The organism is Aminobacter sp. Piv2-1 (assembly GCF_037625995.1).
Classification (GTDB): Bacteria; Pseudomonadota; Alphaproteobacteria; order Rhizobiales; family Rhizobiaceae; genus Aminobacter.
In genome coordinates this window covers 79,268-90,995 of the sequence record NZ_JARKMU010000006.1, presented here as the reverse complement: position 1 = coordinate 90,995, position 11,728 = coordinate 79,268, and the positions used below count along the sequence as shown (strand labels likewise).

At 66.5% G+C, this 11,728-nt stretch carries 13 protein-coding genes and 1 tRNA gene; 7 read left to right on the top strand and 7 right to left on the bottom strand.

All coding sequences use genetic code 11. The features are described from left to right. Nucleotides 1-19: 19 nt before the first annotated feature. The 3 genes from AmiPiv_RS12685 to tkt all read right to left on the bottom strand — a co-directional run bounded on the left by AmiPiv_RS12685 (nucleotide 20) and on the right by tkt (nucleotide 5,092). Nucleotides 20-1,879 carry a potassium/proton antiporter gene (locus AmiPiv_RS12685; RefSeq protein WP_340037829.1) on the bottom strand — a complete coding sequence of 620 codons (1,860 nt, stop codon included), beginning with the start codon at nucleotides 1,877-1,879 and terminating at the stop codon, nucleotides 20-22. A gap of 190 nt (nucleotides 1,880-2,069) precedes the next feature. Further along, complete coding sequence (gene gap, locus AmiPiv_RS12680; protein WP_340037828.1) at nucleotides 2,070-3,080, bottom strand: type I glyceraldehyde-3-phosphate dehydrogenase; 1,011 nt, start codon at nucleotides 3,078-3,080, stop codon at nucleotides 2,070-2,072. Nucleotides 3,081-3,103: 23 nt separating this feature from the next. Beyond that, nucleotides 3,104-5,092 (bottom strand): transketolase, encoded by a 1,989-nt coding sequence (tkt, locus tag AmiPiv_RS12675; RefSeq protein WP_340037827.1) that lies wholly within the window; start codon nucleotides 5,090-5,092, stop codon nucleotides 3,104-3,106. Nucleotides 5,093-5,377: 285 nt separating this feature from the next. Between tkt and AmiPiv_RS12670 the strand changes: the two genes are divergently transcribed. Beyond that, complete coding sequence (locus AmiPiv_RS12670; RefSeq protein WP_340037826.1) at nucleotides 5,378-5,650, top strand: DUF4164 domain-containing protein; 273 nt, start codon at nucleotides 5,378-5,380, stop codon at nucleotides 5,648-5,650. 7 nt (nucleotides 5,651-5,657) lie between these two features. Then, complete coding sequence (locus AmiPiv_RS12665) at nucleotides 5,658-6,020, top strand: cell division protein ZapA (RefSeq protein ID WP_340037825.1); 363 nt, start codon at nucleotides 5,658-5,660, stop codon at nucleotides 6,018-6,020. Between the two features lie 130 nt (nucleotides 6,021-6,150). Here AmiPiv_RS12665 and rpoH read toward each other — a convergent pair whose 3' ends face one another. Then, complete coding sequence (gene rpoH / locus AmiPiv_RS12660; RefSeq protein WP_340037824.1) at nucleotides 6,151-7,050, bottom strand: RNA polymerase sigma factor RpoH; 900 nt, start codon at nucleotides 7,048-7,050, stop codon at nucleotides 6,151-6,153. A gap of 185 nt (nucleotides 7,051-7,235) precedes the next feature. Beyond that, nucleotides 7,236-8,264: an RluA family pseudouridine synthase gene (locus AmiPiv_RS12655; RefSeq protein WP_340037823.1), complete on the bottom strand. Its 1,029-nt coding sequence runs from the start codon at nucleotides 8,262-8,264 to the stop codon at nucleotides 7,236-7,238. A gap of 25 nt (nucleotides 8,265-8,289) precedes the next feature. Here AmiPiv_RS12655 and AmiPiv_RS12650 point away from each other — a divergent pair, with 25 nt between their 5' ends. The 5 genes from AmiPiv_RS12650 (at nucleotide 8,290) to AmiPiv_RS12630 (ending at nucleotide 10,351) form a co-directional block, all read left to right on the top strand. Continuing rightward, entirely contained in the window at nucleotides 8,290-8,673 is a 384-nt protein-coding gene (locus AmiPiv_RS12650) for a fimbrial protein (RefSeq protein WP_340037822.1), read from the top strand. After that, nucleotides 8,670-9,080, top strand: coding sequence for a VOC family protein (locus AmiPiv_RS12645; RefSeq protein WP_340037821.1), 411 nt, complete (start codon nucleotides 8,670-8,672; stop codon nucleotides 9,078-9,080). Before AmiPiv_RS12650 ends, AmiPiv_RS12645 begins: the two co-directional genes overlap by 4 nt. Before the next feature lie 77 nt (nucleotides 9,081-9,157). Next, nucleotides 9,158-9,232, top strand: a tRNA-Glu gene (locus AmiPiv_RS12640). Nucleotides 9,233-9,660: 428 nt separating this feature from the next. Further along, nucleotides 9,661-10,008 carry a hypothetical protein gene (locus AmiPiv_RS12635; protein ID WP_340037820.1) on the top strand — a complete coding sequence of 116 codons (348 nt, stop codon included), beginning with the start codon at nucleotides 9,661-9,663 and terminating at the stop codon, nucleotides 10,006-10,008. A 214-nt stretch (nucleotides 10,009-10,222) separates the two neighbouring features. Continuing rightward, nucleotides 10,223-10,351 carry a hypothetical protein gene (locus AmiPiv_RS12630; RefSeq protein WP_340037819.1) on the top strand — a complete coding sequence of 43 codons (129 nt, stop codon included), beginning with the start codon at nucleotides 10,223-10,225 and terminating at the stop codon, nucleotides 10,349-10,351. Between the two features lie 61 nt (nucleotides 10,352-10,412). On the opposite strand, the gene AmiPiv_RS12625 is transcribed toward AmiPiv_RS12630, so the two are convergent. Then, complete coding sequence (locus tag AmiPiv_RS12625) at nucleotides 10,413-10,913, bottom strand: hypothetical protein (RefSeq protein WP_340037818.1); 501 nt, start codon at nucleotides 10,911-10,913, stop codon at nucleotides 10,413-10,415. A 253-nt stretch (nucleotides 10,914-11,166) separates the two neighbouring features. Next, the gene (locus tag AmiPiv_RS12620; RefSeq protein ID WP_340037817.1) at nucleotides 11,167-11,394 is read right to left on the bottom strand and encodes a hypothetical protein; all 228 of its coding nucleotides are present in this window, start codon (nucleotides 11,392-11,394) and stop codon (nucleotides 11,167-11,169) included. Nucleotides 11,395-11,728: the final 334 nt, after the last annotated feature.

The window sequence follows — 11,728 nt, the reverse complement described above, 5'->3', positions numbered from 1 at the left end:
AAGAACGGACGTCGGCGCCTCAGGCGTCCTCGGAAAGGCCTTCGGATGTGGTTGCGGCCATGTCCTTTGCCGCCGGCGCCTTGCGGCGGGCGAAGAAGGCGGCGACGCGGTCGCGGATCTCGCCGGCGCTGAGGAAGACGGGAACCGGCGGCGGCGGGGGGGCGGGCTCGATGGAGAGGCCGACCGAGACGATGCGGCCCTTCTCGTCGACGTCGCGGACGATCAGGTCGATCAGGCCGAGCGAGACGCGGTCGGCATATTCGACATGGCCGCGCAGCCGCTGGGTGATGAGTTCGGCGATGGTGAGGCTGCGCTCCTCCTCCCTGATCGAGGCGCCGTAGACGGCTTCCAGCTCGCCGGCGAGATGGGTCTGGTCGACGGTGAAAGCGCCGAAGAAATCCTCGTCCTCGGCATCGACCTCGGCGCGGCTGGCGAACAGCCGGTCGAGCAGGCGCGGATAGCGGTCGGGCACGAAGATGTAGACGTTGTCGCCGGCCATGAGGCGGCCCATGTCCTGGAAGCGCATGGAGCGGCCGTCGCGCACCACAAGCGACGGCCGCGCCCAGCGCGGGATGCGCTGGCCCCTGGCGACGGGCGAGCCGGACACGACGCGGTAGGCGAGCAGTTCGTGGTGGGCGGAGCCGGGCAGCTCGAGCTCGACCTTGTCGAGCGGGCCGTAGCGCTGCGGCACGATGAGGCCGAGGCGGCGGGCGAGCGGGCCGACCGTCCAGCCCTGCACCATCAGCGACGCCAGCACGACGATGAAGGCGATGTTGAAGATGGTGCGGCCATGCTCGAGCCCGCCGAGCAGCGGCGTGATGGCGAGCAGGATGGAGACCGCGCCGCGCAGGCCGACCCAGGAGATGAAGGCGGTTTCCTGGCGCGGGATGTTGAACGGGATGAGGCAGAGCCAGACGGCCACCGGGCGGGCGACGAACATCAGGAACAGGCCGAGCACCAGGGCCGCCGGCAGGATCTCGGGGAACTGCGAGGGCGTGGCGAACAGGCCGAGCACCAGGAACATGATGATCTGGGCGAGCCAGGACATGCCGTCCTGGAAGCGCTTGAGCGCGGAGACGGCGCGGATGTCGGAGTTGCCGGCGACGAGGCCGGCGAGATAGACGGCGAGGAAGCCGGAGCCGCCGATGGCGCCGGCGGCGGCGAAGACCAGCAGCGACAGGGTCAGCACGAAGATGGGCAAGAGCCCGCGGTCGAGGTTGAGCCGCTCGACCAGCTTGACGATCAGGAAGCCGCCGAGCAGGCCGATGGCCGCGCCCAGGATCATCTGGACGAAGAAGCCGATGACGAGATCGACGAGCAGGAGGTCGGCGTCGGGCTTGGCGCCGAGCGCGATGATCTCGACCAGGGTGATGGTGAGGAAGATGGCGATCGGGTCGTTGGTGCCGGACTCGATCTCCAGCGTCGAGCGGACGCGCTCGCGCAGGTTGATGTTGCCGGCACGCAGCAGGAAGAACACGGCGGCTGCGTCGGTGGAGGCGACCGCCGCGCCGAGCAGGAAGGATTCGAGCCAGCTGAAGCCGGTGAGGTAGTGGGCGGCGACGCCGAAGATGATGGTGGTGATGGCGACGCCGACGGTGGCGAGCGTCAGCGCCGGCATGCCGGCCTGGCGCAGCACGCCGACCGACGTGCCGAAGCCGGAATCGAACAGGATGACGGCGAGCGCGATCGAGCCGACGAAATAGGCAATGTGGGCATTGTCGAAGACGATGCCGAGGCCATCGACGCCGCTGGCAAGGCCGATGCCGAGGAACAAGAGCAGCAGCGGGGCGCCGAAGCGGAAGGCGATCAGGCTCGAAAAGGCGGCGGCGACGACCAGCGTCGTGCCTACCAGAGTGACAAGATATACAGCCTGTTCCATGCCGACCCGTCCGCGAAGCAGATATTTGCTGCGTCGGTTCAGAGTGCGGCGAAGAAAAGGCCATGCGCAAGCAAGAATGCTTTTTTGCCGCCTGGGCCAAAGATTTTTCTGCAGTGCAGCAAAAACGAAAACGCCCGGCCGAAGCCGGGCGTTCCTGTGGAACCGGATGGGTCCCGGTCGGTGTGCCTGATCAGGCGATGGTCTTGCCGAAAGCGACGGCCGTGTCGGCCATGCGGTTCGAGAAGCCCCACTCGTTGTCGTACCAGGACATGACGCGGACGAGGTTGCCGTCGATGACCTTGGTCTGGTCGAGCGCGAAGGTCGATGAGGCCGGGTTGTGGTTCAGGTCGATGGAGACCAGCGGCTCGTTGGTGAAGGCGAGGATGCCCTTGAGCGAGCCGTTGGCGGCGGCGACGAGCGCTGCGTTGACCTCGTCCACGGTGACTGTCTTCTTGGACACGAACTTGAAGTCGATGACCGAGACATTCGGGGTCGGCACGCGGATCGACACGCCGTCGAGCTTGCCCTTGAGCTCCGGCAGCACCAGGCCGACGGCCTTGGCGGCACCGGTCGAGGTCGGGATCATCGACATCGCGGCGGCACGGGCGCGGTAGAGGTCCTTGTGCATGGTGTCCAGCGTCGGCTGGTCGCCGGTGTAGGCGTGGACCGTGGTCATGAAGCCCTTCTCGATGCCGAAGGCGTCATTGAGGACCTTGGCAACCGGCGCCAGGCAGTTGGTGGTGCACGAGGCGTTGGAGACGACCAGGTGGTCCTTGGTGATCTTGTCGTGGTTGACGCCGTAGACCACCGTCAGGTCAGCGTTGTCGGCCGGGGCCGAGACGAGCACGCGCTTGGCGCCGGCGGCGAGGTGCGCCGAGGCCTTGTCCTTCGAGGTGAAGATGCCGGTGCACTCGAGCGCGATGTCGACGCCGAGTTCCTTCCACGGCAGCTGCGCCGGATCCTTGATCGCGGTGACCTTGAACTTCTCGGAGCCGATGATGATCTGGTCGCCGTCGACCTTCACGTCGTGCGGGAAGCGGCCATGCACGCTGTCGTAGCGCAGCAGGTGGGCGTTGGTCTCGACCGGGCCGAGATCGTTGATGGCGACGACGTCGATGTCCTTGCGGCCGGACTCATAGATGGCGCGGACGATGTTGCGGCCGATGCGGCCGAAACCATTGATGGCAACTCTCACGGTCATGTCTGGTTCTCCTGGGGGACGTCTTAAGCCTGAAGCCGGGCCTTGGCCGCCTCGACGGCGGCCTCGGCGGTGATGCCGAAATGCTTGTAGAGGTCTTCGATCGGGGCGCTGGCGCCGAAGCCGTGCATGCCGATGAAGATGCCGTCGGTGCCGATGAAGCTGTCCCAGCCCATGCGGATGCCGGCTTCGATCGCGACCTTGACCTTGGCGTTGCCGATCATCGCCTTGCGGTACTCGGGGCTCTGCCTCTCGAACAGCTCGAAGGCGGGAACCGAGACGACGCGGGTCGGGTGGCCGGCGGCCTGAAGCTGCTTGCGGGCCTCGAGCGCGATCTCGACTTCCGAGCCGGTGGCGAAGATGGTGACCTGGGCTTCGCCGTCGGCGGTGGCGAGCTCATAGGCGCCGTAGCCGCAGAGGTTCTCCTCGACGAACTCGGTGCGCACCGCCGGCAGGTTCTGGCGGGTGAGCGCCAGCGTCGAAGGCGTCTTCGCCGATTCGAGCGTCAGCTGCCAGCATTCGGCGGCCTCGGTCGCGTCTGCCGGGCGGAAGACGATGTGGTTGGGGATGGCGCGCAGCGCGGCGAGGTGCTCGACCGGCTGGTGGGTCGGGCCGTCCTCGCCGAGACCGATCGAGTCGTGGGTCATGACGAAGCCGACGCGGATGCCCATCAGCGAGGCCAGGCGCATCGCCGGGCGGGCATAGTCGGAGAAGGTCAGGAAGGTGCCGGAGTAGGGGATGACGCCGCCATGCAGCGCCATGCCGTTCATGGCCGCGGCCATGCCGTGCTCGCGGATGCCGTAGTGGACGAAGCGCTGGCCGTAGTCGCCGGCCGAGATCGGCTTGGTCTGGCTTGTCTTGGTGTTGTTCGAGCCGGTGAGGTCGGCCGAGCCGCCGATGGTCTCGGGCACCACGCCGTTGATGACCTCAAGCGCCATTTCCGACGACTTGCGGGTGGCGACCTTCGGCTTCTCGGCGGCGAGCTTCTTCTTGTACTCGGCGATCGCGGCATCGAAGCCGGCCGGCAGGTCGCCGCGCATGCGGCGCTCGAACTCGGCGCGGATATCGGTGCCAGCCTCGGCGAGACGGCCTTCCCATTCCTTGCGCTTCCTGGCCGAGTTGAGGCCCGCCAGGCGCCAGGCGTCGAGGATGTCGGACGGCACCTCGAATGCCGGGTACTCCCAGCCGAGCGCCTTGCGGGTGGCTTCGATCTCGGCGGCGCCGAGCGGCGAGCCGTGGACCTTGTTGGTGCCGGCCTTGGACGGCGCGCCGAAGCCGATGGTGGTCTTGGCGGCGATCAGCGTCGGGCGGTCGGAACGCTTGGCCGCCTCGATGGCGCCGGCGATCGCCTCGGGGTCATGTCCGTCGATGGCGAGCGTGTTCCAGCCGGATGCGGCGAAGCGGGCGAGCTGGTCGGTCGAGTCGGCCAGCGAAATCGGGCCGTCGATGGAGATGTTGTTGTGATCCCAGAAAACGATCAGCCGGTTGAGCTTGAGGTGGCCGGCAAAGGACAGCGCTTCCTGCGAGATGCCTTCCATGAGGCAGCCGTCGCCGGCGAGCACGTAGGTGTAGTGGTCGACGAGCGCGTCGCCGAACTGGGCATTCATGATGCGCTCGGCGAGCGCCATGCCGACGGCGTTGGCGAGACCCTGGCCGAGCGGGCCGGTGGTCGTCTCGATGCCGGAGGCGTGGCCGTATTCGGGGTGGCCGGCGGTCTTCGAGCCGAGCTGGCGGAAGCGCTTGAGCTCGTCGAGCGTCATGTCCTCGTAGCCCGACAGGTAGAGCAGCGAGTAGAGCAGCATCGAGCCGTGGCCGGCGGAGAGCACGAAGCGGTCACGGTCGTGCCAGTGCGGGTTGGCCGGATCGTACTTCAGGAAGCGGGTGTAGAGCACGGTCGCGATGTCGGCGGCGCCCATCGGCAGGCCGGGATGGCCGGAGTTGGCCTTCTCGACCGCATCCATCGAAAGAAAGCGGATCGCGTTGGCCATCCGGTCGTGTTTGTCGCGCGAGGACATCGTCTCTCCCATAACCCGTAAAAAATGGGGCGGCGGGGGCCCCTCGAAGGTGGGCGACACATAGCAGGCACAGGGCTTGAGTCAACAAATCGGTGCGTTTTCGCCCCCTTATTGCGGCGCCAGGTCACGCCTTCGCCGCGTTCCGATCGCCGGGCAAAGATCGTTAGCGGGGGAAAGGCCAAACAGCTTTGTTGACGCCCCGTTCAACCGGTGCCTAATGTTTCAGTCATAACGCGTTCTGAAACGTGCGCGATTCGGTGATGGGCGAGGGTCCATACGGGAACCATGACCGGGGAAACGACACTCAAGGAAGTCATTGGCCGGCTCGGAAGGGCAATCGACGCGCTGGAAGGCGCCGTCGGCGCGCGCCTGGAGCAAGAGCAGGACTACGGCGAGGCCGAGGCCGAGGTCCAGCGCATGAATGCCGACCGCGCGCGGCTGGCGCAGGAACTCGACAATTCCGAAGCCAGGGCCGAGCGGCTCGAAGAGGCCAACAAGGAAGTCTCGCGGCGACTGGTGACGGCGATGGAGACGATCCGCGCCGTTCTGGACAGGTAGGGTGGAGATGGCGCAAGTCACGGTCACCATCGACGGCAAGCAATACCGCATGGCCTGCGACGAAGGGCAGGAAGATCACCTGATCGATCTCGCCAGCCGGTTCGACCGCTATGTCATGCATCTCAAGGATTCGTTCGGCGAGATCGGCGACCAGCGGCTGACCGTGATGGCCGGCATCATGGTGATGGACGAGCTCAACGAACTGCAGAAGCGCGTCAAGGGCATGGAGACCGAGGTGCTGACGCTGCGCAAGACGCGCGACGACGCGCTGATCAAGGCCGACAAGAACGATTCCGCGCTGATCGGGGCGCTCGGCGCGCTGGCCCAGCGCATGGAAGACCTGGCGGTGAAGCTGACGAGCAAGGCCTGAGCCGGCGCGGCAGTGGACGTTGCGCGGCACTGACGCCGCAGGGACAGAGGCTGCCGGCATCCGGCGGTGGGGCCGAAATGCAAAACGCGCCGCCAAGCCGGCGCGTTTTTTGTTTCCTGTCGGGGCCGTGTCAGGCGTCGATCGTCCTGAGCGCCTGGGCCTGCTTCTTGGCGGCGGCCTTGACCGCGTCCTGCACCTTCTCGAAGGCGCGGACCTCGATCTGGCGGACGCGCTCGCGGCTGATGTCGAACTCGGCCGACAGTTCCTCGAGCGTCAGCGGCTCCTCGGCGAGGCGACGGGCCTCGAAGATGCGCTTTTCGCGGTCGTTGAGCACCGACATGGCGCTCGCCAGCATGCCGCGACGGTTTTCGAGCTCGTCCTGCTCGATCAGCATCTCTTCCTGGCTGTCGTGGTCGTCGACCAGCCAGTCCTGCCACTCGCCGGACTCGCCCTCGGTGGCGCGGATCGGCGCGTTGAGAGAGGCGTCGCCCGAGAGGCGGCGGTTCATCGACACCACCTCTTCCTCGGAGACGTTGAGCCGGGTGGCGATCTCGGCGATCTGGTCTGGCTTGAGGTCGCCGTCGTCGAGCGCCTGGATCTTGCCCTTGACCTTGCGCAGGTTGAAGAACAGGCGCTTCTGGTTGGCGGTGGTGCCCATCTTGACCAGGCTCCACGAGCGCAGGATGTACTCCTGGATCGAGGCCTTGATCCACCACATGGCATAGGTGGCCAGCCGGAAGCCGCGCTCCGGCTCGAACTTCTTGACGGCCTGCATGAGGCCGACATTGCCTTCCGAGATCACCTCGCCGATGGGCAGGCCATAGCCGCGGTAGCCCATGGCGATCTTGGCCACGAGGCGCAGGTGGCTGGTGACGAGCTTGTGCGCGGCAGTGGTGTCTTCATGCTCGTTGTACCGCTTGGCGAGCATGTACTCTTCCTGCGGCTGAAGCATCGGAAAGCGGCGGATTTCTTCCAGGTAGCGGCTGAGGCCGCCTTCACCGGAAACGATACTGGGTAGTGACTGGGCCATAAAGCGCCCTCCCTCTCTGCGAGAATTGCTCCCTGATCCAGGCGAGCAGGTGGCGCGACTGCCGAACGCCTATCGCGCCAAGGGTTCTATACAGGAACAAAACCGGAAAAGACAGCTTTTGTTCAACGCGAAACAGTGTGTCACGCCAAAGTGAACAATGCGAGTCAACTTTCCTGATCGTGCCTTCAGAGATTCCGAAAGCCCTCGACCAGCTCCCCCATGTCGCGAGGCAGCGGGGCCTCGAACCGCATCAACAGATGGGTGGCCGGGTGGCGGAATGCAAGGAGACGGGCATGCAGGGCCTGGCGCGGGAAGGCCTTGACGGCGGACCGCAGTGGCTCGGGCAGGCGGTTCGACTTGGTGCGGAAGGCCTGGCCATAGTCGGGGTCGCCGACGACCGGGTGGCCGATATGGGCCATGTGCACGCGGATCTGGTGGGTGCGGCCGGTCTCCAACCGGCACTCGACCAGGCTGGCGGTGGTGAACTCGGCCTGATCCCCGCCGAAGCGCTCCTCGACGGCGTAGTGGGTGACGGCGTGGCGGGCATCGTCGCGGTGCTCGGGGACGACGGCGCGGCGGACGCGGTCGGCGTGGCGGCCGAGCGGGGCGGCGATCGTGCCGGTCATGCGCGGCAGGATACCCCAGACGAGCGCCGAATAGGCGCGCTCGAGGTCGCCGGTACGGCCGTGGTCGGCGAAGGCCTCGGACAGGGACTTGTGGGCGCGGTCGGTCTTGGCGACGACCATGACGCCGCTCGTCTCCTTGTCGAGGCGGTGGACGATGCCGGGACGCCTGACGCCGCCGATGCCGGAGAGGCTTGCGCCGCAATGGTGGATCAGCGCGTTGACCAGCGTGCCGCTCCAGTTGCCGGCGCCGGGATGGACGACGAGGCCGGCGGGCTTGTCGATGACGATCAGCTCGTCGTCCTCGAACAGGATGGCGAGGGGGATGTTCTCGCCGTGCGGTTCGGCGGGCTCGGGCTCGGGCATCTCGACGGCGATCTCGTCGCCTGGCGCGAGCTTGCGCTTGGCTTCGTCCACCGTCCTGCCGGCGATACGCACCGCGCCCTGCCTGATCAGCGCCTGGACGCGGCTGCGCGACAGGTCGGGGGCGAGCCGCGCCGCCAGCCACTGGTCGAGGCGCTGGCCTGCGGCATCGGAGTCGGCCGTCAGCACTATCAATGTGCCTGCCTCTTCGCTATCTGATGCGCTCATTGCAAATATTCCGGATGTTTTGCCCATGGCCGGCCCATATCACGACGAAGAAGACGAAAAGCCGCTCGATCCCGCAGTGGAGCGCGTGCGCAGGAAGCTCGTCCGCTTTGCCGTCATCAATATCGGGCTGCTGCTGGTGGCCGTTATGGCCGTCGCCGGCGCGCTTGTCTACAAATCGCGCACGACCGCGACGGCGACGCCTGTGATCGGCGGCGACATCCCGACGCCGGCCGGCGGACCGCTGACCGGCGACATCGTCCTGCCCGCGGGCGCCAGGATCGTGTCGCAGGCGATCTCGGGCGGCCGCCTCTCGCTCGACGCGGAGCTCGCCGACGGCAGCCGCACCATCTTCGTCTACGACATGGCCGAACGCCGGATCATCGGCCAGTTCGCCGTCAAGGCGCAGTGAGCGACTTCCCCGCCTCGGGCCGGCGCGTCGCCACCGTCGCGGTGGTCGTCGCCGACTATGACGAGGCGATCGCCTGGTACATCGAAAAGCTCGGCTTCAGGCTCGTCGAGGACGTCGATCTTGGCCATGGCAAGCGCTGGGTGACGGTCGAACCGGGCGAAGGGCAGGGCGCGCGGCTGCTGCTCGCCAAGGCGGATGGCGACAGGCAGGCGGCGAGCATCGGCAACCAGACCGGCGGCCGCGTCTTCCTGTTTCTCGAAACCGACGACTTTGCCCGCGACCATGCGCTGATGACCGAAAGGGGCGTGACGTTCCGGGAAGCGCCGCGCCGCGAGGGCTACGGCACCGTCGCCGTCTTCGCCGATCTCTACGGCAACCTGTGGGATCTCATCGAGCCAAAACGTTGAATTGTGCGCGGCTGCAAATAACCGCGGCGGGGCTGTTGCTTTTTCGGAAACGCCCGACTATATCGCGGCTCTCGGCTGCGCCCATCGTCTAGCGGTCAGGACGGCGCCCTCTCACGGCGCAAACAGGGGTTCGATTCCCCTTGGGCGTACCAACTTCCCGAATTCATTTAGATTTTTTCCGGTCCCATCGCTTGTGGTGGGGCGAGTGCAGCACGAGTCCGTGTCGAATGCGCCGGCCAGAAACACAACGGCCGGTCGCGGGGGGTTGCACCCACGACCGGATCCGCCATTGCCAGCACCTGTTTCGGGAGTTGCGGCGCCCTTCGAAAGCGCTGGCTTGCGATCCCCAGGATCACGCACGCATGGTGCCAGAGACCATCACCCGGCGCTATCGCGATGGCGGTCTAGTTCCTTTGAGCTATGGAGCCCTCGCGGCATCCGCTGCCGGATCCAAACGCGGGCGGTTGAACACGGCCGCTCCAGATGCGAAAAGGACGGCGCAACGGGGCCCCACACGATCCGACCGCAGGACACCCACGCCGACGCATCCGGCGCTCGCGACTGGCGGGCGGCCTTGTTGATGCGCGCGCTGACGGCGCTGCTTTTCTGGGCGCTGGTGCTGCTGCCGAGCCTCGCGCCTTCGCCGCTGTCCACGGCCGTGCCGATCGGGCAGCAGGCAGGCCTCTCGGACGGCGATGCGCTGCCGATCCTGGCCAATCCGGATCGCGACCTCAGTGCCATTCGCAACTCCGGGCCGCAGCAGGAGCCCAAGGCCACCGGAAACGGCGGCAAGGCGCTCTACGCAGCAGTGGCATGGAGCAACGCGCTGCGGCTAGCGTGGCTGGCAGTTGCGCCGCCGCGCGACGGAACGGTGCCCAACACCGGCTTTGTCGCCTTTTCGGCGCGAGCCCCGCCGGCCGAGGTCTAGAGCGGCGGGCACTCCGACGGATGCAATCCCGCCGCCCTAGCTGTTCCTCCTAGCTGCATCTGTGCGACGCCGGACGATCCCGTCTGGCTGCCAAATGCTCAAGGGAACAAGCTTTTTTCATCGACAGCTTCGCCGCCGCCAGCGTTCGACCGCATCATGCCTCGAACCGGGCCGCGCGGCCGTCTCCAGACCTTTTGCCCGACAAGGGATTATCATGAGCAACAATCAAACCGGCCAGGCCAAGGTCGCTGCCTCCGGAAACAAGGAAGCCCTCAAGGGGTGGATCGTCATACTGGTGCTGGTGGCCGTGGTGCTGACCTCCGCCTATCTCTACACCCACTGACTTGAGACCAGCCCCGCCGCCTGAGGCGGCGGGGCTGGTCTAGCACGGCTCGGCCCCCGGTTCAGGGTTCGCTTGCCGGGAGCTTTCTCGAAAATTCGAGGCCGTCGACCATCAGCAGGCCGGGATCGGGTGCCGCGGCAACGCGGTCGACGCCGTCGCTGCAGGAGAAGACCGGCCAGCCGGCATCCGTGCAGAAAATCTCGACGAACCAGTTGCCGAGACGATCGGTGAGGCTGATCCGCAATGACCCGTCGCGCAGGCGGCGGATGTGCGAGCCGTTGGACGCGGTCCAGGTCCAAGGGCCGCCATAGGGCGGCCGGTCGACGAGGATGAAGGGATAGGCCCGTGGCTCGAGGCCCTCGTACTCCGCCGCCGTCCGATAGCGCATCATCGCGGTGGCATAGTCGGCTGCGATCCGCGGCCAGTGCCCGTACAGCGCTGCCAGGCCGTGCTGACCGGGGGAGACGAGCAGCGCCCGGCCGCGGTGCTCGGCGCCCTCGGCCGGCGCTCCGGCGGCAAGAGCGGCGATGATCGCGACGACCATCGTTGCGAGCCGATCCATCTGTCGCCCCTGCCGGCCTTGCCGGTGATTCCCGTGGACTGACGTGCGGCATTGTCGGTCCTGCGGGGGAGATCGTCCATCCCGGCGACGCGACGTGCACGACAATTATCGGGGACTTGGCGGCAAGAACTCGGGTGCCGGCAGCAGCTGGCCTGCGGGAAACGGACCGTGCTGCCGGAATGCAGGTCGCAGGCAATGACAGCCGGAGACGGTCGCCTCCGGCTGTCATGCCTTGATTGGTGGATGGAAAGGATCAGGCCGCAGTCTTCGCCCTGAAGCGCGGCACGCTGGCCAGGAGCATGCCTTCGTCGCGCACACCGGACCGATAGAGGGAGATCAATGTCCTGGCAATTTCGGTTGCCCACACGGAACTCGGGTCCTCGCCGCGGTCGATGCAGATCTGGTCGAACACGCGCTGGATGAGGTTGAGGTCAGCGGGATAAATCGGGGAGTTAGGCCGGGTGAAAAGTACGTGCTCCATAGTCTTCTCCCAAGGGGTTACCTGGTTATTCGCCTTTCGGTATGCGCCTGCACGTATCAATAGAAGGCTGCACCGCGCGCGCAATTGCGCGTCGTCTCGGAGACCAGGCGTCCTACGCCGCGGCGCCGATCCTCCGATCGGGCGACGTCGCCATAGCCGTTACGCATGTATCGAGATGAGCCGGGATTGTCAGGCCGCCCGTTTCAAGGACAACGCGGGCCATAGCCGATTGCATCGACCTGCCTCCCAATCGCGACGGTTGCATGGTGCCGCTTTTCTATTTTCAGGCGAAGATTGCTCCACAACCGCTCGGATGTCGAGTCACCCTGGGTTG